We start from the raw sequence: 26007 nt of genomic DNA, 5'->3' as shown, positions 1-26007 counted from the left end.
GTGATCAGCGCAGCTTCAGCGACGACAGGCCGACCAGCACCAGCATCATGGTGACGATCCAGAAGCGCACCACCACCTTGGTTTCCTTCATGCCCAGCTGCTCGAAGTGGTGGTGCAGCGGCGCCATCCGAAACACCCGGCGACCAGCGCCATAGCGCTTCTTGGTGTACTTGAACCAGCTGACCTGGATGATCACGGACAGCGTCTCGGCGACGAACACGCCGCCCATGATGAACAGGACAATTTCCTGGCGCACGATGACGGCGATGGTGCCGAGCGCGCCGCCGAGCGCCAGTGCGCCGACGTCACCCATGAACATTTGCGCCGGGTGGGCGTTAAACCACAGGAAGGCCAGTCCCGCGCCGGCCATGGCGCCGCAAAAAATCAACAGTTCGCCAGCGCCCGGAATGTGCGGCAAGAACAGGTAGCGCGAATAGGTCGACGACCCGGTCAGATAGGCGAACAGGCCGAGGGCGGCGCCCACCATCACGGTCGGCATGATGGCCAGACCGTCGAGACCATCGGTAAAATTGACGGCATTGCTGGCGCCGACGATGACGCAATAGGTCAGCGCAATGAAGCCCCACACACCCAGCGGATAGCTGATGGTTTTGACGAAGGGGACGATGAGGTCGGCCTTCGGTGGCAGCGACATGGCAAAGCCCGAGCGCACCCACGCAAAAAACAGTTCCCACACCTTGATCGGGGTCGGCGCCGACACCGAGAACGCCAGGTACAAGGCAGCGGCCACGCCGATCAGCGACATCCAGAAGTATTTTTCGGCCGAGCGCATGCCCTCCGGGTCCTTGTGCACCACCTTGCGGTAATCGTCAGCCCAGCCGACCGCGCCGAAACCGAGCGTGACCACCAGCACCGGCCAGATCAGGCGGTTCGACAGATCGCACCACAGCAGCGTGGAGACGCCGATGGAGATGAGGATCAACACGCCGCCCATGGTGGGGGTGCCGTGCTTGGCCAGGTGGGTCTCGGGACCGTAGGTGCGCACCGCCTGCCCCACCTTCATGCGGGTGAGCCAGTTGATCACGGCAGGACCGGCACCGAGGCCAATGACCACCGCGGTGATGGTGGCGAACACCGCGCGGAAGGTGATGAAGTTAAAGATACGCAGTGGACCGAGATCCTGCTGAAAAAATTGTGCGAGCCAGAGCAGCATGATTAATGGGCTTCCTTGCCAGTGTTGTCAGTATTGTCAGAATTGTGTGTGCCAGTCAGGTGCCGGACCACGCGTTCCATCTTCATGAAACGCGAGCCCTTCACCAACACAGTCGCGTCAGACTTACTGCCCAGTGCTGTATCCAGTGCTGCCAATAACTCGTCAAACTGTTCAAAATGTTGTACCGCCGGCGCGTCGGGCCGGCCCTGCATGTGGCGTGTCAGTTCACCGGTGACCAGCACGGACTCAATGCCGGCAGCGCCCGCGCAGGCGGCGATCTCTTCATGGAACTGGCGGCCCTGGGTGCCCACCTCGCCCATGTCGCCCAATACCAGGATGCGCGGCGCAGGCGCTTGTGCCAGCACCGCAATGGCGGCGCGCACCGAGTCGGGGTTGGCGTTGTAGCTGTCGTCGATGACGGTGATGCCGTTGGCACCAGGCTTGCGTTGCAGGCGCCCGCTGACCGGCGCAAACGCCTGCAGGCCGGCGACGATGGCCGCCTGCGGCACGCCGGCAGCAAAGGCGCAGGCCATCGCGGCGAGCGCATTGCGCACGTTGTGCACGCCGGCGGCAGCCAGCGCGACGCCAAACACCTGGGCGGCGCCGTCATCGATGCGCGCCGTCACTGTGAGCTCGCTGCCAAACGCACCAGCAACATAGGTGCAGCTGACGTCAGCGCTGGCATCAAGGCCAAAGGTGATCGAGCGACGCGCTCCCGCCAGGCCCGCCCACAGCGACGTGTAGACGTCATCGGCCGGATAGACCGCGCAACCGGACGCCGGCAGGGCCGCCAGCACGGCGCCGTTTTCGCGTGCCACCGCTTCCACGGTGTGCATGAATTCCTGGTGCTCGCGCTGGGCGTTGTTGACCATGGCGACGGTAGGCGCGGCAATCGCGGCGAGCCGGGCGATTTCGCCGGGATGGTTCATGCCCATCTCGATGACGGCGGCGCGGTGCTGTGCTCCCAGGCCAAACAGGGTCAGTGGCACGCCGATTTCATTATTCAGGTTGCCGCGCGTGGCCAGCCGGTGCGCTTGACCAAAGGCGGCGGCGAGGATGGCGGCGATCATTTCTTTGACCGTGGTCTTGCCATTGCTGCCAGTGACGCCGATCACCGGGCCGCTGAACTGCGTGCGCCAGTAGTGGCCCAGCTGGCCCAGCGCCGTCAGGGTGTTTGGCACGATCAGTGCCGGCAGGGTCCAGCCGGCCGGCAGCGTTTCAGCGATGACGGCGGCGGCCAGCCTGTCAGCGGCGAGGGTCGGCAAGAAGCTGTGCGCATCATACGTCTCGCCGCGCAGGACGACGAACAGCTGGCCGGCGCCCAGCGTGCGGCTGTCGGTGGAGACGCCGTCAAATAACGCCTCGCCAGTCAGGCGCGCGCCCGGCAAGTGCGCCAGCAGGTCGGACAGGCGGGCCTGCATCAGCTGCCCCTCAGCATGGTGGCACGCGCGGTCAGCGCCAGCGAAGCGTGGTCGAAGTCCGAAAATGCCAGCTTGCGGCCCTTGATTTCCTGGTACGGCTCATGGCCCTTACCGGCCAGCAGAATGACGTCCGGGCGCGCCGCCTGCTTGATGGCCAGCAGGATGGCGGCGGCGCGGTCTTCGATGGTATGCAAGCTGCTGCCGGCGCGCGCCGGGTCGATGCCCTTGACGATGTCGGCGATGATGGCGGCCGGCTCTTCGCTGCGCGGGTTGTCGCTGGTGACGAACACGTGTTCGGCGATCTGCGCAATGGCGCCCATCGGCGCGCGCTTGCCGGGATCGCGGTCGCCGCCGCAACCGAACACGCACCACAGTTCGCCGCCGCGCTGGTGCGCCACCTGTTTTAAGGCCGCCAGGGTTTTTTCCAGGGCGTCGGGAGTATGGGCGTAGTCGACGATGACCAGCGGGCCGTCGACGCTGCCCTGGCCGTCCACCTGCTGCATGCGGCCCGGCGCTGGCGTGAGCGCTTCGACGGCGTCGACGGCCGCTTTCAGGGCGACCTGTTTGACCAGCAGGGTGCCCAGCACCGCCAGCGCATTGCTGATATTGAAGTGGCCCACCAGCGCAGTTTTCACCGTCGCATTGCCCAGCGCCGTGGTCAGCTGAAACTCGGTGCCGCCATGTTTGCTGCGGCACTGCGCCGCGCGCAGCATGGTCACGCCATCGATATCGGCCAGCGCGCCCGCATCCTGCAGGGTGTAGCCGGTCAGCGCCAGCTGCGGACCATGCGTGCGCAGGTGCTGCACCAGGCGCAGGCCGGCAGCGTCGTCGAGGTTAATGACTGCCGCCTGCAGGCCGGGCCACTCGAACAGGGTGACCTTGGCCGCTTCATAGCTGGCCATGTCGCCGTGAAAATCGAGATGGTCGCGCGTCAGATTGGTAAATACGGCGACATCGAAATGCATGCCGCGCGTGCGCCCCTGCACCAGACCGATCGACGATACTTCGATGGCCAGTGCGGTCGCTCCCGCGTCGCGCAGGCCGGCCAGCCGTTCGGCCAGCATCACCGCGTCCGGCGTGGTGTAGCCGGTGACATCGAACTGCGCTGCGCCCTTGGCGTGAGCGTTGAACAGGCCAACGCCAAGGGTGCCGATGACGGCGGCATTCTGTCCCAGCCGCGACAAGGCCTGGCCCAGCCACAGCGCCACCGAGGTCTTGCCATTGGTGCCGGTGACGCCGACGCTGAACATGGCGCGGTCGGGCTGATGGCGCAGCGCGTGGGCGATCGGCCCGGCATTCGCCTTCAGGGCGGGCACCGCCAGCTGCGGCACGCGCAAGGCGGCATTGGCGACGAAATGATCGGGATCGAACAGCACGGCGGCAGCGCCCCGTTCGACGGCGCTGTCGATGAACTGGCGGCCATCGACGGCATCGCCCGGATAGGCAAAGAAGACGTCGCCCGGCTGGAGCAGGCGCGAGTCGGTGGCCAACCTGCCTTGCGGGGCAGCGTTGGCGATCCAGGCGGCGATGTCAATGGGCGTCATTCATTCCTCCTGCGAGTTTTCAGGGTGGATGATTTCCGTCACCGTCGAGTCGGGCGACACATTCGCCGCGCGCAGGGCGTTGGCGGCCAGCGCGGCAAACGTTGGCGCGGCGACGCCGCCACCGGTGTGGATGGCGCCGGACGGATCGTCGACCATGACGGCGATGACGAAGCGGGGATTCGACATGGGGGCGATGCCGGCGAACGAGCCGATGTAGCGGGTTTGCGAATAGTGGCCGTTGACGAATTTTTGCGCCGTGCCGGTCTTGCCGCCAACGCGGTAGCCGGGCACCTGCGCCTGCGTGGCGGTACCGCCCGGCAGCACCACGGTTTCCAGCATGGCGCGCATTTCGGCGGCGGTTTTCGCCGAGATCACTTGCTGGCCAACGGGTTTTTCCGTCACCTTCTGGAACGACAGCGGAATGATGTCGCCATCGCGGGCGAAGATCATGTAGGAACGCGCCAGCTGCAGCAGCGACACCGAGATACCCTGGCCGAACGACATATTCGCCTGCTCGATGGGGCGCCACGATTTGTACGGCCGCACGCGGCCGGCGACGGCGCCGGGAAAGCCGAAACGGGGCGCCTGGCCGAAGCCGGCCTTGGTGAACATTTCCCACATTTCCTGCGGCGGCATGGCCAGCGCCATTTTCGACACGCCGATATTCGACGACTTCTGGATGATGGTGGAGACGTCGATCATGCCGTGCGGGTGGGTGTCGCGGATGGTCTTGTCACCGACCACGTAGCGGCCCGACAGGGTGGTGTCGAACAGGGTGCTCGGCTTGACCCGGTTGGTGTCGAGCGCCAGCGCCACCGTGAACGGTTTCAAGGTCGATCCCGGCTCGAAGGTGTCAGTGATGACGCGGTTGCGCAACTGCTCGCCCGTCAGCTTGCTGCGATCGTTGGGATTGTAGGTGGGCCAGTTGGCCAGCGCCAGCACTTCGCCGGTGTGCACGTCGAGCACCACGGCGGCGCCGGCCTTGGCGTGGAATTTTTCCACCGCCTCTTTAATGCTGGTAAACGCAATGTACTGCAGCTTGCTGTCGACCGACAGCGTCAGGTCCTTGCCATCGTGCGGCTCTTTCGACAGGCCGACGTCTTCGACGATGTGGCCGAGGCGGTCCTTGATCACCTTGCGGCTGCCGACAGCGCCCACCAGGGTTTTTTGCTGGGCCAGTTCCATGCTCTCCTGGCCGACGTCTTCGACGCTGGTAAAGCCCACCATGTGGGTCATCACTTCACCCTGCGGATAGAAGCGCTTGTATTCCTTGCGGGTGTCGAGGCCATCGATGTCGAGCTGTTTGATCTGCTCGATCACATCCATCTCGACCTGCCGTTTGAGGTAGACGAAGGTGCGGTCGGAGTCGAGTTTTTTGCGCAGCTCAGCCTCGCTCATCTCCAGCAGGGCGGCCAGCTTGCGCAGTTTTTCCGGCGGCTCGGCCAGCACGTCGTCAGGGATCGCCCATACCGCCTTGACGGGGATCGACGAAGCGAGCACCTGGCCGTTGCGGTCCATGATCTTGCCGCGCGTGGCGGGCAGTTCGAGGGTGCGCTCGTAGCGGCTGGCGCCCTGCTTTTGCAGGAACTGGCGCGACACCGCCTGCAGCCACAGGGCGCGGCCGGCCAGCGCGGCGAAAGCGCAAAACAACACCACCAGCACCACCCGCGAACGCCAGCTGGGCAGGCGCACCGCCAGCAGCGGGCTGGTGGAAAACTTGACGCCCCGCGAGGCCGCCACCCGGGCGCCGCTCTTGTCCGCGCCGCGCTTCATTTGGCGCCTTCCGTCAGGTACTGGGTGCGCGCGGGGGTCAGCGGCGTCATGTTCAGGTCAGTGCGGGCGATCTGTTCGATGCGGGCATTTTTACCCAGCGTCGACTGGTCCAGCTGCAGCTGGGCCCAGTCGATGTCGAGCTGGCGCGACTGCTGCTGCAGCGCTTCGAGATCGATGAACAGGTGGCGCGCGATGTACTGCGCCTTGACGACCGACAGCGCACAGGCGACCAGCAGGGCCAGCAGCACCAGGTTGACCTTGCTGCTCATGCCGCACCTTTCATCGACAGCGCCGACGCCGGCAACCGTTCGGCCACCCGCAGCACCGCCGAGCGCGAACGGGGATTGGCCGCCACTTCAGCGTCCGATGGCTTGGTTTTGAGAATCAGCTTCATCAGGGGCTGCGGCAAATCGACGGCGCGGATCGGCAGGCGGCGGTCGGGCTGCTCGAGCTTGACCTTGGCGGCGAAGAACTGCTTGACGATGCGGTCTTCCAGCGAATGAAAACTGATCACCGCCATGCGCGCGCCAGGCGCCAGCATGGCGTAGGCAGCGCTCAGCCCAGCCGCGAGGTCTTCAAGTTCCGCATTGATGTGAATCCGGATAGCCTGAAAGGTACGGGTGGCCGGATCCTTGCCCTTTTCCCGAGTCTTGACCGCGCCTGCCACGAGACTGGCAAGCTGTCGTGTGCTTGAAATTGGTTCGACTGCCCTGCGAGCAACAATCGCCTTTGCAATCTGAAAAGCAAACCGTTCTTCCCCATATTCTCGTATCACCTTTTCAATTTTTTGTTCGGTTTCCACGGCCAGCCAGTCAGCGGCGGACATGCCGCGCGTGGTGTCCATGCGCATGTCGAGGGGACCGTCGTTGCGGAAAGAAAAGCCGCGGGCGGCGTCGTCGACCTGCGGCGAAGAAATGCCGAGGTCGAGCAGGATGCCGTCGACCTGCGTCAAGCCGCATTCAGCCAGCGCCGTTTGCATGGTGGCAAAGCTGTCGTGGACGATGCTAAAGCGCGGATCATCGATGGTGGCGGCGGTGGCGATCGCCTGTAGATCTTTGTCGAAGCCGATCAGCCGGCCGTTCTGGCCCAGGCGCGACAGGATCAGGCGGCTGTGACCGCCACGCCCGAAGGTGCCATCGATATAGATGCCGTTGGCGCGTGCGCCGGCCAGATCGAGGGCGTCGACCGCTTCGTCAAGCAACACTGTCAGGTGCTTGTACTCCGGCACCGTTACGTCAGTCATTGCGGCGCCTCAGAAAGAAAAATTGGAAAGAACATCGGGCATACCACCGGCCACCGCTTCCTGCTCGTCAGCGGCCAGCCTGGCCGCGTCCCAGATTTCAAAATGGCTGCCCATGCCGAGCAACATCACATCCTTGGCCAGCCCGACGGCACTGCGCAGTTCCGGCGCGATCAGGATGCGGCCCGCCGCATCCATCTCGACGTCGCAGGCGTTGCCGAGGAAAATGCGCTGCCAGGCACGCGCCGACATGGGCCAGCCGGCAATCTGTTCACGGTGAGATTCCCACACGGGACGGGGGAAGAACAACAGGCAACCATGCGGGTGGCGGGTCAAGGTCAGGCGGCCTTCGCACTGAACGGCGAGCGCGTCGCGATGCTTGGCCGGGATGGACATCCTGCCCTTTGCATCGAGATTGATTGCGGACGCGCCTTGAAACACGGTGATTTGCCTGATGGTAGTTGGAGTAGTCGGTTTAGTTTGCGCATCGGGGAGCGATTTTTGCCCCACAAAACTACACTTTTCCACACGTTCACCCACTTTAGTGGATGGTCCGAGCAGGGTCAAGCGGTTTTCTTCACGAAAATGGGAAATTTGCTAATGAAGTCAATGACTTAGCGCACTTACCGGAGAAAGTGGCTCGAAAAAAAAGGTCGATAAATTAGATACTTATGGCAGAGCCTTAATGTTGCACCTCATCTTTAGCGGGTCACAGGGGGTGTTACAGATGACGGAAAAATAATGTCCTCAGTTCAATACTGGCAACACATGGTCAGGGGATCCCGGCAAAAAACGCGTCCATCACTTTGTGTTCACCCGGCAACACAACGCCACATCCCCCACATGCTGCTGGTATATAATTCCCCTATAAAAAATAGGTTTTTAAAAAGAAATACATTACTTGTTTGTATAGCGAACAGGATCGCCCTGCCGTGCGGCCCTGCCCCCGCATCCGGGGCGTGACCCTGGCGCACCTTTGAATGAAACGTACCCGTGAGTAATATGTTAACTAAGCAATCTTCGTCACGCCTCGACTATGGTGATACCAAGCTGGAATTTGTGATCGCCAAGGACGATGTGCTGATCACCCGCACCGACCTGCAGGGACTGATCACCTATGCCAACGATGCCTTCGTCACCTCGGCGGCGTGCGCGCTCGACGACCTGCTGGGCCACAGCCACAAACTGGTGCGCCACCCTGACATGCCGCGCAGCGTGTTTGCCGACATCTGGGCCACCCTCAAAAAGGGCAAGTCGTGGTCCGGCATCATCAAGAACCAGCGCTGCAATGGCGGCTTTTACTGGGTGCGTGCTTTCATCACGCCGATTGCCAGCGGCGGCGTGGTGCACGGCTACATGAGCGTGCGGGTGCGCGCCAGCAAGGAAGAAGTGGCGGCGGCGATTGCCGTTTATCGCCAGCTCGACGCTGGTACGGCACTGCCGACGGCCGCCGCCCGCGCCGCCTACGCTGCCGGCCCCTATCTATTGCACGAAGGCGTGCCGATCCGCCGCTTCGCCCCCCTGCGCCTGAATCACTGGCTGATGACGCGCCCGGTCGGCGCGCGCCTGGCCGGCTGTTGCGCGATGCTGTCGGCGGCAGTGGCGATGGCGGTGGCGGCGCCCGCGCTGGGGATGCCGCAGTGGGCGCTGACGGGCGCCTGGGTCACCGCAGCGGTGGTGCCGTGGATCGGCTTTGCCTATTTAAACCTGCGCATTCTCCAGCCCCTTAACGAACTCAACCACACGATCGGTCAAGTCATCAGCGGCACCCCGCTGGCGCATTTTACGGGCAGCGGCGATGACGCCGTCCTCAGCCTGGCCAGTGGCATGAACCAGATGACCATGCGCACCGCCGGCGTGCTGCGCGATGTGCAAGACCGCCTGACCGTGCTGACCGCCACCGGCAACGCCATGCAGCACACCAGCGCCAGCCTCAGTGCCAGCGCCGAACAGCAGGCCGCCAGCATCGCCTCGGTATCGCAGTCGGTGGCCGACATCGCCAGTGGCGTGCAGCAAACCACGCGCCAGTCGGATCAGGTGACGGAACTGGCGCAGCACGCCCTGAAACTGGTCGATTCGGGCACCGCCGCCTCGCGCGACGTCACCACCGCGTTTAATGGCATGCAGGCGGCCACCCGGCAGGTGACGAGCTTGATGGAAACAGTGCGCGACCTGGCCATGCAAACGAATATCCTGGCGATCAATGCCAACGTCGAAGCGGCGCACGCCGGCCATGCGGGCGCTGGCTTTGCCGTGATTGCGCGCGAAGTGCGCGCGCTGGCCGAACGGGTTACCCATATCGTCGACCAGGTCGACCATGTGAATGCCACCGTCAATAGCGAATTGGGCAACGCCGCCGAGCGCCTGCAACGGATGCATGCTGCAGTCGGTGATATTGAAGCGGCGTGCTCGCAGGTGGGCGCACTGGCGGCCCAGGTGGCCACCATCACGCACACGCAAGGCACGGCGATTTCGGCAGTGTCGAGCGCGATGGGAGAGCTGGACGGCTCGACCCAGCAAAATGCGCTGGCGGCAGAGAGCTCGGCGCGCGCGGCGCATGAACTGCTGACCCATGCACGCCGGCTGGGCGCGGCGATTACTTGAAGTAAGCAGGCAAATGACTGCAAAAATTAGTGTGAAGCAGACCGATAGGCCGGATTTTGTTACGGCAGCGACGCTTGCGCGCCGCCGCTATGACAGCCATTCCTCTAGGCGCCTGATTGCTCAGGCGCTCAAGCTCCCTACCCGCACGCTCCGCGAGCCGCCTCAACGCGTGCCTATTTGGGATTGCTCCGGGTGGAGGTTACCGCGTTTCACCGTAACTAAATACGCTCGTCTCTGTGGCCCTGTTCCTCGCCTTATACCTTGCGGCTTTCAGCGGACGGCCGTTAACCGTCACCCTGCTCTATGGAGTCCGGACCTTCCTCCCGCCAGCGCCCGATAACAAGTTATCAAACACCAGCCAGCGACTGTCTTGGCCTGCATCACGGCGCCATTCTAACCGCAATGGGCGCCGGCGGCAGCTCCTTTGGATGATTGGCTCAGTTCGATGGCCGCAGCGGCAAGGCCACCAGGTCATCCGCCAGCGCGGCGATATTGACCTTGACGGCACCTTCATTGGCCAGCCGCATGCGGTCGAGGGCGCCGAAGGTGTCGCCAAATGGCGCCGTGTACGGCAAGGTGTAGGTACGGTGCAGCAACTCGTGGCCGCTGGCCCGTTCCACCAGCGAATAGCTGACGGTGGCGGTGACCGTCAGGTTCATGCCCGTCAAGGGCTGCTCGAGCCGCTCCATGCGCGCCGACAGGGCGTAGCGGGCGCTGGCGGGATCGGCCGCCAGCAAACCCGCATCGGCCAGCGACATCGTCAATGCTTCGGCGAACTGGCGGTTGTCCACTTTCGAGGTCCACAGGCGGTTGCTGCCCTGGCCACCACTGACGTCCTGCACCGCGATATTGCCGCGCAATGCCGTGATGGCCATGCGCTGCTGGGGCGTGGCGGTCACCGCCATATGGTCGCTGCGCGCCGGGCTGGCGCAGCCGCACAGCAAAACGGCCAGCAGAGCAGTCAGGGCCGTCGTCAATACGACGGGTCGCGCAATTTTCATGGCACACTTTCAGTCGAAAGCCAGGATTAGGGAAAACAACCATTGCACCGCACAATATCATATGGGGAACTTTAATTTCCCGACGAATCTTAGTCAATCAGTATTATTCTGGCGCGCAGTGCGGCGGGCGGGGAATCTGAAAATTGCTGTCGCCATTGCAAAAGCTGGCCCGGCAGCGCTCGCTTAAAATGGTGCCACCCATTTAGACGTGCTCGAGAGGCCTGCCATGACCCATCCATCCCGCAGCGGCGGCCAGATCCTGGTCGACGCCCTTCGCATTCACGGCGTCGACACCGCCTTTGGCGTGCCTGGCGAGAGCTACCTCGATGTGCTCGACGCCCTGCACGGTTCGGCCATCGAGTTCGTCATCAACCGGCAGGAAGGCGGCGCCGCTTTCATGGCCGAGGCCTACGGCAAAATGACGGGCAAACCCGGCATCTGCTTCGTCACCCGCGGTCCCGGCGCCACCAATGCCGCCATCGGCGTGCATACGGCCTACCAGGATTCGACGCCGATGATTTTGTTCGTCGGCCAGGTGGGCCTGGACTTCATGGACCGCGAAGCATTCCAGGAAATCGATTACCGCCGTATGTACGGCCAGATGGCCAAGTGGGTGGCGCAGATCGACCGCGCCGAGCGCATCCCCGAATACATCGCCCGCGCCTTTCAGGTCGCCACCAGCGGCCGGCCCGGCCCGGTGGTGCTGGCGCTGCCGGAAGACATGCTGGTGACGCGGGCGGCGGTGGCCAACACCGGCGCCTATCAAGCGGTGCAGGCGTCACCGGCGGCGGCCCAGATCGACCAGCTGCGTGCCATGCTGGCAGCCGCCAAGCGCCCCCTGCTGCTGCTGGGCGGCGCCACCTGGACCGCCCAGGCCTGCGCCGATGTGCGCCGCTTCGCCGAGGCGAATGCGCTGCCGGTGGCGTGCGCCTTCCGCTTCCAGGACCTGTTCGACAACGGCCACCGGCAATACATCGGCGACGTCGGCATCGGCATCAACCCGCAGCTGGCCGCGCGCGTGCGCCAGGCCGACCTGATCATCGCCTTCGGTCCCCGCTTAGGCGAGATGACCACCAGCGGCTATACCCTGATCGAAGCGCCAGTGCCGCGCCAGCAGCTCATTCACATCCACCCGGACCCGCTGGAACTGGGCAGCGTGTATCAAGCCGCGCTGCTGATCGCCAGCGGCGCACCGCAGGCGGCGGCGATGCTGGCAGCGATGCCGGCGGTCGACGCCACTGCCTGGCAACAGACGGCGGCAGACGGCCGCGCGCAGCTGCAGGCATGGCAGCGGCAGCCGCCGATTTTCCAGGACGGCAGCGCCGCGCTCGACCTGTGGCAGCTGGTCCAGCAACTGCAGGCGGCGCTGCCGGCCGACGCCATCATTACCAATGGCGCCGGTAACTACGCCACCTGGGCGCACCGCTTTTACCAGTACGGACCGATGCGCACGCAGCTGGCGCCCACCAGCGGCGCCATGGGCTATGGGGTACCGGCCGGCATCGCCGCCAAGATCATCGACCCGGCGCGCACCGTGGTCACCTTTGCCGGCGACGGCGAATTCATGATGAACGGCCAGGAACTGGCCACCGCGGTGCAGTACCAGGCGGGCGTGATCATCATCGTGTTTAATAATTCGATGTTCGGCACGATCCGCATGCACCAGGAAAAAAACTATCCGGGCCGGGTCTGCGGCACCGCCCTGCACAATCCCGATTTTGCCGCGCTGGCGCAGGCGTATGGGGCGGCGGGCGAAGTGGTGAGCGAGACCGCGCAATTTGGCCCGGCGCTGGCGCGCGCGCTGGCGCACACGCGCGAGCACGCGCTGCCGGCGCTGATCGAACTGCGTTACGACGGCAATTTGATTACGCCGGGGGCGACGCTTGACGCGATTCGCGCGGCGGCGGAGCAAGCGCGGGGTTGAGGCGCGGTCGGTTCAGACCTGTGGGGCTGGCACCTGCGGCGCCTGTCCCAACGATGCCTGTCTAAAACGGCGGGTTAACTCGCAGCGCGACGCTTAAGCGCGCGCATCAAGCCGCCCAGCAGCGGCAGCTTTTCGTACAGCTCTTCAGCAGCATCCCAATAATCGCGGTGCAAACACACCCTGCCCTGGCCATCGAAGCGCACATGGGTGGCCCCGCGAATGGTCTGCGGCGCAGTCGAAAAGCGCTTCATGGTGAAGCCAAATTCCCAGCTGATAAAAGCGTCGTCACCCTGCAGCACGCGGGTGCGAATGACGAAGCGGGGATCGTTGACCTGCTGGTACATGTGGCGAAAAATCGCCGTGATGGGGGCGATCCCGCGCACCTCATTAAAGGGGTCCTTGAACGCTGCATCGGCCGCATAGATGCAGGCCAGCTGCGCCAGCGCCGCTTCGCTGATGCTCTCGTAAAAGCCGATCAAACGCTCCAGCGCAGCCTCGTTGGGCGCCGCCGTCATAGCCCGGTCACCTTGTGAATCAGCCAGAAGTACAGGCGGTATGGCAGCAGCCGCGCGAGCCGCAGGCCAAACGTGAACCGCTTTGGAAAGTGGATGTGGAAGTGACCCCGCTCGATCCCATCGACCATCGCCAGGGCGGCGTCGTCAGCGCTCATCAGGGCCGGCATTTTAAAATCATTGCCGGCGGTGAGCGGGGTGTCGACGAAGCCGGGGTTGATCTGGTAGACGCCGATGCCCTTGTCGTGCAGGTCCAGATACAGGCACTCGGTGAGGTTGATCAGCGCCGCCTTGGTGGGACCGTACACCAGCGCCTTCGGCAAGCCGCCGTAGCCGGCCACTGAAGCGACCAGGCCGATGCCACCGGCGCCCTGCGCCAGCAGCTGTGGAATGACGGCGTCGAGCACATAATAGGCGCCGCGGATGTTCAGGTCGATCATCGCTTCGGCGGCCACCAGGTCGATGGCGTCGGCGCGCATTTCGTTGTAGCCGCCGGCGAGCACCAGCACCAGGTCGATGCCGCCCCAGGCAGCCTTGATGTCGTCGCGCGACCGCACGATGGCGCCATGGTCGAGCACATCCATCGGCAGCACCAGCGCCTTCGATGGCGATGCCGCCGCCAGCTGTTCGAGCGGTTCGCGCTTGCGCGCCGACAGCGCCACGCGGGCGCCGCGCGCGAGCAGCAAGCGGGCGGCGGCAGCGCCAATGCCGGTTGACGCGCCAATCAGCCAGACGCGCCGGTCTTGCCAGTGATCGATACGGGGATTCATCATGGCCGGCCGCTCAACGCTTGGTGAACGACAGGGTGACACTGCCGACATCGACGCCGAATTTGCTCATCGCTGTACGGTTGAGCATGACCTTGTCGTCGATCAGGAACATCCAGTCTTCCATGTCGAAGTTGTAGACCTTCTCGCCCACCGGTTGCGCCAGCACGTACTTCCAGCGCAGCGCATTGCCAGCGACCACGCCCTGGGCAGTGCCAACGACGTCGGGCGCGGTGGCACTAAACGTATTGGCGCCCGTCTTTTTCAGGGTCCAGACGCGCTTTTGGCGGGCCCCGTCAGCATAGGTAAAATCTTCATCGAGAATGCCGGTATCGCCCTGCCAGCTGGCGCGCATGACGACGACAAAGCGCTTGATGACGGCGCCCGAGCGGTCCTGGAACATGCCGTGGGCATCGAGGGTGCCGTTGAAATAGCGGGTGACGTCGAGCGCCGGCTGTTCCTTGGCATACAGCTCGGGCGTGGGAGAAGCGCAGCCAGCCAGGCCGACGGCGATGGCGATGGCGGCGAGGCGGAGGGAAAGCAGCATTGGCAGTTTCATGGTCAGTCCTGACAAAAAAAGGGATAAAAACCGCTTAATACGGTTAACACGGCTAACAATCGCGCAGGGGCGCGCGCCATAACATCGCCGCCGCCACACATTTTAAGACGCAGGGCAGCAGCGCGTAGGCGCCGGCGAGAGCGATCACGCCGCCCTGCTGGCCCGGCACATAGCCACACCAGCCCAGCAGCGGCAGGGCGATGCCGGCAGCGAGCGCCAGCGTTATTTGTACGCCCCAGTTCCACACGCCGAAATAGGCTGCCTCGCCACGACCGGACTGGCCGGCCTGCTTGACCACACCGGCCAGCAGTGCCGGCGGCAGCGCCAGGTCGGCCCCCAGCGCCAGCCCGGACAGGGCGCAAATGACGCCGAAGCCCAGCGCCGCGCCAGCGTCCAAAAAATACGCCCAGACGAACACCACGCTGGAGGCGAGCATGGCGCCGGCCCATGCGCGCGCTTCGCCGAAGCGGCGCGCCAGCGCCACCCACAGCGGCATCGACAGGGCGGCAGCGACGAAATACACGATCAAGAACAGGCCGGCCAGCGGCCCCAGGCGCAGGCGGTCGGTGGCGAAAAACAGGAACAGGGTGGCGGGAATGCTGGAGGCGATACCGTTGACCAGCAGGACCGCGAACAGGGAGCGAAAACGGCGCTGACGAAATGGCGCCAGCATGCCTTCAACGCCGGCCGCCAATGCCGGCGCCGTGGCGGCAGCGTCAGAGCGCGCGGCTGGCGGTGCGGCGCGACTGAGCAGCGCGGCGCCCAGCAGCAGCGCCAGCGAGAAGGCGATCGCCAGCGCCGTATAGCCTGCCGCCGCCGTCACCGCCGCCGCCAGCACCACGCCCAGCAGGCCGCACGCTTCGCGCGTGCCAGTCACGCGCGCGCGCAGTGCCGGCGCCTGGGTCAGTGCCGCGCCCCAGCTCTGGTGGGCGATGGTGGCCAGACTAAAGCCGAGATACACCAGCATCAGGGTGGCGCCGAACCACGCCAGGGTGGCGCCGGCGCCCAGCGCGGGCGGGTGAAACAGGCCGATGAAACCGGCCAGCAGGGGCGCCAGAGAACACCAGACGTAGCGCCGATAGCGGGGACCGCCGGCCCTGCCGGCAGCAGTGCGGCCGACCCACCAGCCCAGCGCGGGATCGATAAACGCGGCAGCGATGCGCGCCGCCAGCAGCGCCGCGCCGATGGCGCCAAGCGAGATGCCGGCGCGCTCGGCGTAAAACTGCGGCAGGTAGACGTAGATGGGCAGCGCCACCATGGCCAGCGGCAGGCCAAAAAACCCGTACAGCAGCAGGTTGACTGCGCCGAACGGCGCCCGGCCCACCGTCCGGCCCGGCGTCACTGCGGCGCCGCCTGGCGCAGCAGGGCCTGGCGCAGGGCCGGCGCGGTGCTGGCGGGATCGAGCCAGATGCCAAAAAAGGCGCGCGCAAATTCGGGCTCGTCGATGGCGCCGATGGCGACGCCATCGAGATAAAATTTGGCGCCCTGGCCAGGCACGCTGATGCCAGTGATATGGCTGCCTTCGGCGACATCGGGAAACAGTGCCAGCATTTTTTGCAGCCAGCCCTGACGCTGGGCCGCAGTGCCGGCACCGATTTTTTCCATCTGGTCGGCGCTGGCCTCGGCGATCTTGCGCCCTTTTAAATGGCGCGCATAGCGCAGGTCGAGGGCAAACGGCGCGTCGGCCGCATAGCCCTTCGGGCCGACGAACAGTTCGGCCGTGTAGACCTTGATGCCAAAATAAGTGAACTGGCCGCTGCCGGCCAGGCGCGCCTGCGGCACTGCCGCCTGCACCTGCGCCGGTATTTGTGCCGGCACCTGCAGCGGCGCCGCCAGCGCCGGCATGCCAACCATGCATGCCAGCGCCATCAGCCATGTCGTCAACGCGCGGCGCGCTTTCATACCAAGCCTCAAGCCCAGCTTCATACCTTCACCAGCGTGAAGTGCATCACATCGGTATTTTTGGCGCGGAAAGCCGCCTCGCAGTAGCACAGATAAAATTCCCAGGTGCGGATAAAGGTATCATCAAAACCCTGGGCGCGCACCTGTTCGAGCTGGCCGTGAAAGGCCACCCGCCAGGTCGCCAGGGTGCGCGCGTAATCGAGCCCGAAACCAAACTGGTCGACCACTTTCAAGCCGTGCGCGGCAGCCTGGCGGGCAAACACGGTGGGCGACGGCAGCATCCCGCCCGGGAAAATGAACTGCTGAATAAAGTCGGTGCTCTTGCGATAGCGTTCGAACAGGTCGTCGGCGATGGTGATGGTTTGCACGCAGGCGCGCCCGCCCGGTTTCAGGCGCGCGGCGATGCAGGCGAAGTAGCTCGGCCAGTAGCTCTCGCCGACCGCCTCGAACATTTCGATCGACGCGATGGCGTCGAACTGGCCGCTGCTGTCACGGTAATCGCACAGCTGCAAATCGACCTGCGCGGCCAGGCCGGCGCGTTCAATGCGCGCCCTGGCGTAGGCCAGCTGCTCGGTCGACAGGGTGACGCCGACCACGCTGCTGCCGGCGCGCGCCGCCATTTCGGCAAAACCGCCCCAGCCACAGCCGATCTCCAGCACCTTGGCGTCCGCCGGCAGTGCCAGCTGGTCGAGGATGCGGCGGTACTTGGCTGCCTGCGCCAGTTCCAGGTTGTCGCCCGTCAGTTCGCCGTACAGCGCGCTCGAATAGGTCATCGAAGGATCGAGCCACAGCCGGTAAAAGGCATTGCCGATGTCGTAGTGGGCGTGGATGTTCTTGCGGCTGCCCGACTTGCTGTTGCGGTTGAGCAGATGGCGCAGGCGGTAGACCAGGCTGCCCCACCAGCTGCCGTACACCAGCTGCTCGATGGTGTCGCGGTTACGCGCCATCAGTTCGATCAGCGCCGGCAGATCGGTGGTGCTCCAGTCGCCGGCGATATAGGCTTCGGCAAAACCGATGTCGCCCGAGCGCAGGGCGGCCGTGAACAGGTTCCAGTTTTTCAGCTCGAGCACGATGGCCTGGCTGTCGCCGCTGCCGAAGTGGCGCACGGCGCCGTCGGGCAAGTGCACCGTCAGCGCGCCGTGGCGCAGCCGCGCCAGCAGCGACAGGATGACGCGGGCAGCAGCCGGCGGCGCCTTGGTGCTGCCGTTGGCGGCAGGGGCGCCGACCTGGGAGGCAGCAGTCGGCATGGTTTCATAAGTCATCGGGTCACCTTTTGTTGGGGCGGAGCGGGTTTCGGATAGAACGGCGCGCGCTTGAGGAACAGGCGCAGCGCCTGGTAATGGATGCGCAGCATGACGCCGACGCTTTGCATGGGATAGCTAAAAAAGGCGGCGGCGGCGCTGCGGTCGGACAGCGGCCGGGCCAGCCCGCTGATACTCGTTTGCAGCAGGACGCCGGCGTCGTCGCAGTAATCGATGGCGGCGCTGGTGCGCTCGGCCGTGCCGGCCGCCTGCGCCTGCAGCACGCGCACGAAGCGGAAGGTGTAACTGCCGGCGACCGGGTTGAAGGGCGAAACGTGAAACACCTTGCGCGCGTGCAGTGCGGCGCCCTGCTCCATGGCGAAGCCGTCGTCGAGCAAATAAAAATGGCGCTCGCCGAAGGTGTTACGGACATCGCACAGCACCGCGCGCAGGCTGCCGTCGGCACGCTGGCAAAACCAGAACGAGACCGGATTGAAGACGTAGCCGAGCACGCGCGGCATGGCCTGCAGCCAGATCTGGCCATCGGCGTCGTCGATTCCCTCGGCATGCAGCAACGCGCTGATCCAGCCTAGCAGGTCGCCACTGGCGTCGCCGTGGTCGGCGTCATAAAACGACAGCAGGCCAAAGCGGTTGCGGCGGCACAGGCGGCTGGGCCACGCGCTGGCCGGATCGCTCAGGCTGCGCAGGGGCAGGCGCAAATAATAGGCGCGGTAGCGAAAGGCGTTGGCCACCGGCCGCAGGCGGCGGTGACCGACGCTGCCGAAGCACAGCTGGGCGACGTCAGCCGGCACCGGTTCAGGCGTCGGCATGCTGTGCCACCTGCGCCGTGGTGCTTGGCGACGGCGATGCCGGCGATGCCGACGCCAGCGCCTTCAGCGCAGCGGCCACCGCCAGTCCCGACTTCAGACCGTCTTCATGAAAACCGTAACCGAGCCAGGCGCCGGCAAACCAGGTGCCGCGCTGGCCCTGCAGCGCCGTCATGCGGCCCTGGGCAGCCACGGCGGCGGCGTCGAACACCGGATGGGCGTAATCAAAACTGGCGATCACCTTGGCCGGGTCGGGTGCATCGATGGGATTGAGCGAGACGATGATAGGGGTGTCGACCGGCAGCGGCTGCAGCATGTTGAGCAGGTAGTGGACGCAGACGTCGGGCGTGCCGGCGCTGGCAGCGGTGCTCTGGTAATTCCACGCCGACCAGGCCTTGCGGCGGCGCGGCAGGCAGCTGGCATCGAGGTGCAGCACGGCGCGGTTGGGCTGATAGGTGATCGCCCCCAGCACGTCGGCTTCGGCGGCGCTGGCGTCGAGCAGCGCCAGCGCCTGGTCGCTGTGACAGGCCATCACCACCTGGTCATAGTAGTCGGCGCCGGCAGCGGTGGTCACGCGCACCGGGTGCGCGCCGCCGACGTCGCGCTGCACGCTGGTGACCGCCTGCTGCAGGCGGCGCGACGGGATCCCCGCCAGCAGCTTGTCGACGTACTGGCGCGAGCCGCCGCGCACGGTGCGCCACTGCGGACGGTTATTCACCTGCAGCAGGCCGTGATTGTGGCAAAAGCGCACGAAGGTGGCGAGCGGGAAGGCCAGCATCTGGTCCGACGGGCATGACCAGATGCAGGCGGCCATCGGCAGCAGGTACCAGTGGCGAAACTGCACGCTGTAGCCGCGCGCGTCCAACCAGTCGCCCAGGCCAACGTCGTCGATCACGCCGCTTTCGGCCAGCGCGGTCGCTTCGCCGTTAAAGCGCACGATGTCGGCCACCATCCGCAAAAAGCGCGGGCGCAGCAGGTTGCGGCGCTGGGCGAACACGCTGTCGAGACTGGCGCCGGCCCATTCGAGCGCGCCGCCGTTTTCCAGCGGCAGCTTGACCGAAAACGACATGTCGCTGGGAGCGACGTCGACGCCGAGTTCATCGAACAGGGCGATCAGCTGCGGGTAGGTGCGGTCGTTGAACACCAAAAACCCCGTATCGACGCCAAAGCGCTTGCCATCGACGCTGACATCGACGGTATTGCTGTGGCCGCCAAAATAGGCGCCCGCTTCGTACAGGGTGACCGCAAAGCCGGCCTGCACCAGGCGATACGCGCACGCCAGGCCGGAAATGCCGGCACCCACCACTGCAATTTTCGTGTTCATTACCATGTACTCGAGTCTGTCCTGGCCATCGCCGTAAAAAGGTTGAAACTTTGTGGGATAATTGTGTCTAGCCGCGTTTGTCATGGACAAATTTAACCGTCGCTAGTTTATACGTAGAATTTCCGACTTTAGATTCAAAAGTATCAAATTTCCGTTGCACGCGTTGATAATCTTGCTCGAACTTAACTTTCGACCACAGACGTCCGCTTTGTTCAGCCTAAAACAATAAAATCAAACTAACTAAAATTTACATTGCCGTAACAATTGATGGTCGCGGTAGAATGGTGCATCGCACCGCGACGGCGATTGTTCCGACAGCAATCTAGCGACGCCTCCCCTGGAATTGTTTTATGACTGATACCCAAACTACGCCGGTCTTTTTCAGCATCAGCGACGTTGAACGCGATGTTGGCATCGCCAAGGAAACCCTGCGGGTGTGGGAACGCCGCTACGCGTTTCCGCGTCCGCAGCGCGATGCCAACGGTGAACGGGCTTACTCTGTCGAACAGGTGCACAAGCTGACGATGGTCAAGCGCCTGCTCGACCAGGGCTACCGGCCCGGCAAGATCATGGCGCTCGAGCCGGCGGCGCTGGCCGAGCTGGGCGGCAAGGCCAGCAGCGGCCCGGCCGCCTGCGCCATGGACGCGCCTCACATCACCACCTGCCTGACATTGCTGCGCGAGCACAAAATGACCGAGCTGCGCCAGCTGCTCACCAACACCATTGCCAACGACGGCTTGCAGCGCTGCGTGGTGGAGCTGGTGGCGCCGCTGACGGGGGCGGTGGGGCTGGCCTGGACCCAGGGACAGCTGGCGGTGTTTGAAGAACACCTGTTTGCCGACATGCTGCAGACGGTGCTGCGCAATGCGATTGCCGAGGCCAGCGCTGTCCAGGCGCATGCGGCAGCGAACGATCCCCACCATCAGCGCCAGCCGCGCGTGCTGCTCACCACGGTGCCGCAGGAACGCCACGGTCTCGGTTTGCTGATGGTCGAAGCGCTGCTGGCAGTCGAAGGGGCGCACTGCATCTCGCTGGGCGTGCAAACGCCGCTGGCCGAGATCGTCGATGCCGTCAAGGCGCAGCACGCCGATATCGTTGCCCTGTCGTTTTCGGGGGTGACTTCGCCACGGGCGGCGGTCGACAACATCAACGACTTGCGCGCGCGGCTGGGCGAGGGGGTCGAGGTGTGGGCTGGCGGCGCCGGCGTCTCCATGGCACGCCGTCACCTGCCGCCTGGCACCGTGCTCGACTTGACCAGCGTGGGCACCGCCGTGCAGCGCTGGCGCAGCCGGCATGCGGCGGGCGCGTTCGCTGCCGCGCAGGCCGCCTGACGACAGCACGGCGCCACGGCACACAAGGGCGCCGCGGCGGCGCCGCGCGCACATCGCTCTGGTAAAATACCCGCCAATCGATTCGTCGTGCCCGGCGCCGCCCGGCATGTGCATGCAGCGCCCGCCCCCTCAGAGATCCATGTTCAGTTTTTTCAAGAAAAAGCCGCCTGTTGTCGAAGCCGCGCCTGCGCCAGTCGCGCCAGCGCCTGCGCCAGTCGCTCCTGCAGCTCTCGCGCCTGCTCCGCCGGCCCCTGCGCCAGCGCCCGCTGACCCCAGCAGCACGCCGGCAGCGCCTGCGCGCCGCTATGGCACCACCAGCACGTTTGTGCCACCACTGACGCCGCCGCCCGCCGCAGTCATCGCGGCGGCCCCGGCAGCCACGGCTGCCACGATGCCCCCGGCTGCCACGCTTACCGCGCTTGCACCGGTTCCCGCCGCCATCGCCGCCCCCGCTGAAGCGACCGAGTGGATCAGCGAAACAGCCGAGCGCCCCGGCATGGAAGCGCAGCGCAAGCTGTCGTGGATGGCACGTTTAAAAGCGGGACTGTCGAAAACCTCGTCGAACCTGTCGCTGCTGTTTGTCGGCGCCAAGATCGATGAAGATTTATATGAAGAGCTCGAAGCGGCCCTGTTGATGTCGGACGCCGGCATGGACGCCACCCTGTTCCTGCTCGATGGCTTGCGCCGCAAGGTCAAGGATGAGCGCCTGCTCGATGCTGCCGCCGTCAAGGCTGCGCTGAAGGTGCTGATGATCGATCTGCTGCGGCCGCTGGAAAAGCCGCTCGAACTGGGCCGCCACCAGCCTTTGGTAATGATGATTGCCGGCGTCAATGGTGCCGGCAAAACCACCACCATTGGCAAACTCGCCAAGCATATGCAAAAGTACCAGCAATCGGTGCTGCTGGCGGCCGGCGACACCTTCCGCGCCGCCGCCCGCGAACAGTTGATGGTGTGGGGCCAGCGCAATAACGTCACCGTCATCGCGCAAGAATCGGGCGACCCGGCCGCCGTCGCTTATGACGCCGTGCAGTCCGGCAAAGCGAAAAAAATGGATGTCGTCATGGTCGACACCGCAGGCCGCCTGCCGACCCAGCTGCACCTGATGGAAGAGCTGAAAAAAATCAAGCGGGTCATTGCCAAGGGCATGGATGGCGCTCCCCACGAACTGCTGCTGGTCATCGACGGCAATACGGGACAAAACGCCCTGGCGCAAGTGAAAGCGTTTGATGAGGCGCTGCAGTTGACCGGCCTGGTCATCACCAAGCTCGATGGCACCGCCAAGGGCGGCGTGCTGGCAGCGATCGCGCGCACCCGCCCGATCCCCGTGTATTTTATTGGTATCGGCGAAAAGATCGAGGACTTGCAACCGTTTAAGGCCGACGAATTCGTCGAAGCCTTGCTCGGCTGAGCACGAGACCATGATTTCATTCCAGTCCGTCAGCAAGCAGTATTCCGCCCATGCCACCGCCCTGCGCGAAGTGAGCCTCGAGATCGCCAGGGGCGAGCTGGTCTACCTGGCGGGGCCGTCCGGCGCCGGCAAGTCGACCCTGCTGAAAATGATCGCCGCCATCGAGCGCCCCACCAGCGGCGCCGTGCTGGTCAACGGCCAGGATATCGGCCGGCTGCGCCGCGAAGGCGTGCCTTTCCTGCGGCGCAACCTGGGCCTGATCTTTCAACAGCAAAAATTACTCAATGACCGCAACATCCTGGCCAACACCATGATGCCGCTGCTGGTCACGGGCGCCTCGAAAAGCGAGGCCGAGCAGCGCGCCCGCGCTGCCCTCGACAAGGTGGGTCTGCTCGCGCGCGCGCGCGCCCTGCCGCTCGAACTGTCGGGCGGCGAGCAGCAGCGCGTATCGATCGCCCGCGCCATCGTCAACCGGCCGCAAATCATCCTGGCCGATGAACCGACCGCCAACCTCGACCGCGCCAGCGCCGACAAGGTGCTCGATGCCCTGCGCGCCTTCCACCGCGCCGGCGTCACCTGCCTCATTTCCACCCACGACGACCTGGTGCTCGATGGCGCCGCCCGCGTGATCCGCCTCAATCAGGGCGAACTGGTCAAGGAGCAGCCATGAACCGCTGGCTGCGGCAACACCGCTTCGCCTTTGGCGCCGCGCTCGGCAATGTGCGCAAGGCGCCCGGCAGTTTTCTGTTCAACGTGATGGTGGTAGCGATCGCGCTGGCGCTGCCATTTACCGGCTTGACCCTGCTCGAAAATGTACGCCCGGTGTCCGAGCAATTGTCGGTCGACCCGGAAATGAGCGTGTTCATGACGCCGCACGCCGCGCGCGCCGACGCCGAGGCGCTCACGCCGCGCTTGCGCGAGGTCCTCAAACCGTTCAAGGCAAACATCACCTTTGTCGCGCGCGAACAGGCGCTGGCCACGCTGAAGGAAAAAAGTGGCTTGACCGATGTGATCGGCACACTGGGGGAAAATCCCCTGCCGGATGGCTTCGTCATCAAGCTCAACGGCGTCAACAATGCCGCCGATGCCAGCCGTGTCGATGCACTCGCCGAACAGTTGCGCGCCCTGCCCGGGGTCGATACGGTGCAAATCGATTCGGCCTGGGTCAAGCGTCTGGCCGCCCTGCTGGGCATCCTGCGGCTGGTGCTGCTGTTGCTGGCGATAACGCTGGGGATGGTGGTGATCGCCGTGGTGTTCAACACCATCCGCCTGCAAGTGCTGACCCAGCGCGATGAAATCGCCGTCTCCAAGCTGATCGGTGCCACTGACGTGTTTATTCACCGGCCGTTTTATTACACGGGCGCCTTGCTGGGCCTGGCTTCTGGCGCGGTGGCGCTGGGGGCGGTGGCGCTGGCGCTGCGCCCGCTGAATGTCGCCATTGCCGAATTTGCACGCCTGTACGCCAGCCAATTCCAGCTGCTGGCCCTGCCACCGCTGGGCGCAGCCGCCTGCCTGGCCGTTAGCGCCGGGCTCGGCCTGGTGGGCGCCATCCTGTCGGTGCAGCGTCACCTGGCACGCCTGCATTGACATTTATCCGGCCCCGTTAAGCGTCGTTTAATTCGCCGCTGTCAGAATACTGCCAAGCGCCAGGGTAAGAAGACTTCCCCTGGCGCCCCTGTGTGCGCAGCCACACAGTGCAATTTAAAGGGACAATCTATGCTGTCCTCATTGCGCGGCCTCTGAAGCGATCCAGTCACGCATGCGCTACATCAAAGACCTTGCTGCACGCGGCCACTAGAGTGAATTGGTCGCCCCCATTTTGATGCAATTCAGAAATTTATTTCCTATCAAAGCCATAGTACGGGTCAATTGGCACTCCTACCAAGAGAGTGCTAAACTATGATTTCACTGGCGGGGCATTGACCATTCCACCGCCGGCACCCAGAAACTTCGCAGTACGCCGCACCACACACACGAGGATTACATGACGACGATGTCCGCACAGGCTGCACTGATTCCAACAGGAAATCGGGCGCTGGGATTGGGCTTCACTGGCAATCTTGGCAATATTGATGCCTATATTTCGGCAGTCAATCGTCTGCCGATGTTGACCCACGAAGAAGAAATCTCGCTGGCCAAGCGTCTGCAAGAGCACAACGACTTGGGCGCCGCCCAGGAACTGGTGTTGTCGCACCTGCGCCTGGTGGTGTCGATCGCCCGTGGCTACCTGGGCTATGGCCTGCCGCACGCCGACCTGATCCAGGAAGGCAATATCGGCCTGATGAAGGCAGTCAAGCGTTTCGACCCGAATCAGGGCGTGCGTCTGGTGTCGTATGCGATGCACTGGATCAAGGCCGAGATGCACGAGTACATCTTGAAAAACTGGCGTCTGGTCAAGGTGGCCACCACCAAGGCCCAGCGCAAACTGTTTTTCAATTTGCGTAGCAACAAGGTGGGGCTCGATGCCATGTCGCCGACGCAAATCGATGCGCTGGCCAAGCTGCTCGACGTCAAGCGCGAAGAAGTGATCGAGATGGAAACCCGGCTGTCGGGCCGCGACATCGCCCTCGAAGCGCCCACCGACGACGAGGATGACAAGTTTTCGCCGATCGCCTACCTGTCGTCCGATCTGTCGGAGCCGACCAAGGTGATCGAAGCGGCGCAAGTGACGCGCCTGCAGTCGGAAGGCCTGGAAACGGCGCTCGGTAAGCTCGATCCGCGCTCGCGCCGGATTGTCGAAGCACGCTGGCTGGCCAACGACGACGGTTCGGGTGCAACCTTGCACGCGCTGGCGGAAGAATTCGGCGTTTCGGCCGAGCGCATTCGCCAGATCGAGTCGGCGGCGCTGAAAAAAATGAAGGGTGCGCTGTCGTCGTTTATATAAGGCGACTGCACCTCGACCAAGGCGCCTGCGGGCGCCTTTTTTTGCGTTCACAGAAGGCCAGTGACGCGCTTCAAGGACGCGGCGCGCCGTGCTACCATCGGCCTTCATCAGCCGGGGCGCATCGATGCGACAACTTATTATGTGGACCAAACTGTGCGGCGCTTTCCTGCTCTATACCCTGGCCGGTTGCGCCGGCACGCCGCCCGCGCGGCCGCTGGCTGACGGCAGTTATCCGCTGCAACCGACCGAGTCGGTCGCCATCGGCGGCGGCGCCAGCGTGCGCTATGATGCTTTTACTGACAGCCGCTGCCCGACCAACGCACAGTGCATTTGGGCTGGCAAGGTCAGCTACCATTTTGTGCTGACCAGCCCCAGCGGCACGCAAGCGTTTGCCCTCGATTACGCCGGCCAGCAAGTCGAGGCGACGCAGGTGTCCGGGGTGCGGGGGGTGCGTTTTGGCATTTCATTCGAAGGCGTCAGCACGCTGCCGGTCGAGCAGCGCGCGGTGGTGCTCGAAGTGCAGAAGGTGGCGGGCCAGTAACGACGTTCGGGTTGGGAGAATGGGGACTGG

The 26007-nt window shown here is 64.5% G+C and carries 25 protein-coding genes and 1 other RNA gene; 9 read left to right on the top strand and 17 right to left on the bottom strand.

Features of this window, described 5'->3' with window-relative positions; all coding sequences use genetic code 11:
- Positions 1 to 4: 4 nt before the first annotated feature.
- The 7 genes from mraY to mraZ are packed head-to-tail and all read right to left on the bottom strand — an operon-like array spanning position 5 to position 7593.
- Positions 5 to 1174 carry a phospho-N-acetylmuramoyl-pentapeptide-transferase gene (mraY, locus tag ACP7BZ_RS08600; protein WP_426112067.1) on the bottom strand — a complete coding sequence of 390 codons (1170 nt, stop codon included), beginning with the start codon at positions 1172 to 1174 and terminating at the stop codon, positions 5 to 7.
- 2 nt (positions 1175 to 1176) lie between these two features.
- Positions 1177 to 2595, bottom strand: a complete 1419-nt coding sequence (locus ACP7BZ_RS08595) for a UDP-N-acetylmuramoyl-tripeptide--D-alanyl-D-alanine ligase (RefSeq protein WP_426112065.1) — start codon at positions 2593 to 2595, stop codon at positions 1177 to 1179.
- Positions 2595 to 4139, bottom strand: a complete 1545-nt coding sequence (locus tag ACP7BZ_RS08590) for a UDP-N-acetylmuramoyl-L-alanyl-D-glutamate--2,6-diaminopimelate ligase (RefSeq protein WP_426112063.1) — start codon at positions 4137 to 4139, stop codon at positions 2595 to 2597. Before ACP7BZ_RS08590 ends, ACP7BZ_RS08595 begins: the two co-directional genes overlap by 1 nt.
- The gene (locus tag ACP7BZ_RS08585; protein ID WP_426112061.1) at positions 4140 to 5912 is read right to left on the bottom strand and encodes a peptidoglycan D,D-transpeptidase FtsI family protein; all 1773 of its coding nucleotides are present in this window, start codon (positions 5910 to 5912) and stop codon (positions 4140 to 4142) included.
- Positions 5909 to 6181, bottom strand: a complete 273-nt coding sequence (gene ftsL, locus ACP7BZ_RS08580) for a cell division protein FtsL (protein WP_426112059.1) — start codon at positions 6179 to 6181, stop codon at positions 5909 to 5911. Before ftsL ends, ACP7BZ_RS08585 begins: the two co-directional genes overlap by 4 nt.
- Complete coding sequence (gene rsmH / locus ACP7BZ_RS08575; RefSeq protein WP_426112057.1) at positions 6178 to 7155, bottom strand: 16S rRNA (cytosine(1402)-N(4))-methyltransferase RsmH; 978 nt, start codon at positions 7153 to 7155, stop codon at positions 6178 to 6180. Before rsmH ends, ftsL begins: the two co-directional genes overlap by 4 nt.
- 9 nt (positions 7156 to 7164) lie before the next feature.
- On the bottom strand, positions 7165 to 7593 hold the full coding sequence (mraZ, locus tag ACP7BZ_RS08570; protein WP_426112416.1) for a division/cell wall cluster transcriptional repressor MraZ: 429 nt from the start codon (positions 7591 to 7593) through the stop codon (positions 7165 to 7167).
- A gap of 561 nt (positions 7594 to 8154) precedes the next feature.
- On the opposite strand from mraZ, the gene ACP7BZ_RS08565 reads away from it, so the two are divergent.
- Positions 8155 to 9756 (top strand): methyl-accepting chemotaxis protein, encoded by a 1602-nt coding sequence (locus ACP7BZ_RS08565; protein ID WP_426112055.1) that lies wholly within the window; start codon positions 8155 to 8157, stop codon positions 9754 to 9756.
- A gap of 29 nt (positions 9757 to 9785) precedes the next feature.
- Here the strand turns inward: ACP7BZ_RS08565 and rnpB are convergent.
- Positions 9786 to 10138, bottom strand: an RNA gene (gene rnpB / locus ACP7BZ_RS08560) — RNase P RNA component class A.
- Positions 10139 to 10193: 55 nt separating this feature from the next.
- On the bottom strand, positions 10194 to 10757 hold the full coding sequence (locus tag ACP7BZ_RS08555) for a hypothetical protein (RefSeq protein WP_426112053.1): 564 nt from the start codon (positions 10755 to 10757) through the stop codon (positions 10194 to 10196).
- A 226-nt stretch (positions 10758 to 10983) separates the two neighbouring features.
- Between ACP7BZ_RS08555 and ACP7BZ_RS08550 the strand changes: the two genes are divergently transcribed.
- Positions 10984 to 12681: a thiamine pyrophosphate-binding protein gene (locus ACP7BZ_RS08550; protein WP_426112051.1), complete on the top strand. Its 1698-nt coding sequence runs from the start codon at positions 10984 to 10986 to the stop codon at positions 12679 to 12681.
- Positions 12682 to 12755: 74 nt separating this feature from the next.
- On the opposite strand, the gene ACP7BZ_RS08545 is transcribed toward ACP7BZ_RS08550, so the two are convergent.
- The 8 genes from ACP7BZ_RS08545 to ACP7BZ_RS08510 are packed head-to-tail and all read right to left on the bottom strand — an operon-like array spanning position 12756 to position 19813.
- The gene (locus tag ACP7BZ_RS08545; RefSeq protein ID WP_426112049.1) at positions 12756 to 13196 is read right to left on the bottom strand and encodes a nuclear transport factor 2 family protein; all 441 of its coding nucleotides are present in this window, start codon (positions 13194 to 13196) and stop codon (positions 12756 to 12758) included.
- Positions 13193 to 13963, bottom strand: a complete 771-nt coding sequence (locus tag ACP7BZ_RS08540) for an SDR family NAD(P)-dependent oxidoreductase (RefSeq protein WP_426112414.1) — start codon at positions 13961 to 13963, stop codon at positions 13193 to 13195. The genes ACP7BZ_RS08545 and ACP7BZ_RS08540 overlap by 4 nt, the downstream gene beginning before the upstream one ends.
- 13 nt (positions 13964 to 13976) lie before the next feature.
- Positions 13977 to 14519 carry a DUF3833 domain-containing protein gene (locus ACP7BZ_RS08535; RefSeq protein ID WP_426112047.1) on the bottom strand — a complete coding sequence of 181 codons (543 nt, stop codon included), beginning with the start codon at positions 14517 to 14519 and terminating at the stop codon, positions 13977 to 13979.
- Positions 14520 to 14571: 52 nt separating this feature from the next.
- Positions 14572 to 15861, bottom strand: coding sequence for an MFS transporter (locus ACP7BZ_RS08530; RefSeq protein ID WP_426112045.1), 1290 nt, complete (start codon positions 15859 to 15861; stop codon positions 14572 to 14574).
- Positions 15858 to 16421, bottom strand: coding sequence for a chalcone isomerase family protein (locus ACP7BZ_RS08525; protein WP_426112043.1), 564 nt, complete (start codon positions 16419 to 16421; stop codon positions 15858 to 15860). The genes ACP7BZ_RS08530 and ACP7BZ_RS08525 overlap by 4 nt, the downstream gene beginning before the upstream one ends.
- A 20-nt stretch (positions 16422 to 16441) precedes the next feature.
- Positions 16442 to 17683: a class I SAM-dependent methyltransferase gene (locus ACP7BZ_RS08520; RefSeq protein ID WP_426112041.1), complete on the bottom strand. Its 1242-nt coding sequence runs from the start codon at positions 17681 to 17683 to the stop codon at positions 16442 to 16444.
- Positions 17680 to 18492, bottom strand: coding sequence for a DUF1365 domain-containing protein (locus ACP7BZ_RS08515; RefSeq protein ID WP_426112039.1), 813 nt, complete (start codon positions 18490 to 18492; stop codon positions 17680 to 17682). Before ACP7BZ_RS08515 ends, ACP7BZ_RS08520 begins: the two co-directional genes overlap by 4 nt.
- Positions 18479 to 19813 carry an NAD(P)/FAD-dependent oxidoreductase gene (locus tag ACP7BZ_RS08510; RefSeq protein ID WP_426112037.1) on the bottom strand — a complete coding sequence of 445 codons (1335 nt, stop codon included), beginning with the start codon at positions 19811 to 19813 and terminating at the stop codon, positions 18479 to 18481. Before ACP7BZ_RS08510 ends, ACP7BZ_RS08515 begins: the two co-directional genes overlap by 14 nt.
- Before the next feature lie 350 nt (positions 19814 to 20163).
- On the opposite strand from ACP7BZ_RS08510, the gene ACP7BZ_RS08505 reads away from it, so the two are divergent.
- The 7 genes from ACP7BZ_RS08505 (at position 20164) to ACP7BZ_RS08475 (ending at position 25977) form a co-directional block, all read left to right on the top strand.
- Positions 20164 to 21144 carry a MerR family transcriptional regulator gene (locus ACP7BZ_RS08505; RefSeq protein ID WP_426112035.1) on the top strand — a complete coding sequence of 327 codons (981 nt, stop codon included), beginning with the start codon at positions 20164 to 20166 and terminating at the stop codon, positions 21142 to 21144.
- A 170-nt stretch (positions 21145 to 21314) separates the two neighbouring features.
- Positions 21315 to 21482 carry a hypothetical protein gene (locus tag ACP7BZ_RS08500; RefSeq protein ID WP_426112033.1) on the top strand — a complete coding sequence of 56 codons (168 nt, stop codon included), beginning with the start codon at positions 21315 to 21317 and terminating at the stop codon, positions 21480 to 21482.
- A 53-nt stretch (positions 21483 to 21535) separates the two neighbouring features.
- A complete protein-coding gene (gene ftsY, locus ACP7BZ_RS08495) occupies positions 21536 to 22552 on the top strand; it encodes a signal recognition particle-docking protein FtsY (protein WP_426112031.1) in 1017 nt (338 codons plus the stop codon).
- A 10-nt stretch (positions 22553 to 22562) separates the two neighbouring features.
- Positions 22563 to 23222: a cell division ATP-binding protein FtsE gene (locus tag ACP7BZ_RS08490; RefSeq protein ID WP_426112029.1), complete on the top strand. Its 660-nt coding sequence runs from the start codon at positions 22563 to 22565 to the stop codon at positions 23220 to 23222.
- Positions 23219 to 24139: a permease-like cell division protein FtsX gene (gene ftsX / locus ACP7BZ_RS08485; protein WP_426112027.1), complete on the top strand. Its 921-nt coding sequence runs from the start codon at positions 23219 to 23221 to the stop codon at positions 24137 to 24139. Before ACP7BZ_RS08490 ends, ftsX begins: the two co-directional genes overlap by 4 nt.
- A 397-nt stretch (positions 24140 to 24536) precedes the next feature.
- Positions 24537 to 25436: an RNA polymerase sigma factor RpoH gene (gene rpoH, locus ACP7BZ_RS08480; RefSeq protein ID WP_426112025.1), complete on the top strand. Its 900-nt coding sequence runs from the start codon at positions 24537 to 24539 to the stop codon at positions 25434 to 25436.
- A gap of 124 nt (positions 25437 to 25560) precedes the next feature.
- The gene (locus tag ACP7BZ_RS08475) at positions 25561 to 25977 is read left to right on the top strand and encodes a hypothetical protein (protein WP_426112023.1); all 417 of its coding nucleotides are present in this window, start codon (positions 25561 to 25563) and stop codon (positions 25975 to 25977) included.
- Positions 25978 to 26007 lie beyond the last annotated feature (30 nt).

The organism is Massilia sp. PWRC2, assembly GCF_049896725.1.
In the GTDB taxonomy this organism is placed as follows: Bacteria; Pseudomonadota; Gammaproteobacteria; order Burkholderiales; family Burkholderiaceae_D; genus JAFCUW01.
The sequence above is the reverse complement of the archived record's forward strand: the minus strand, read 5'-3'. Positions and strand labels throughout refer to the sequence as shown.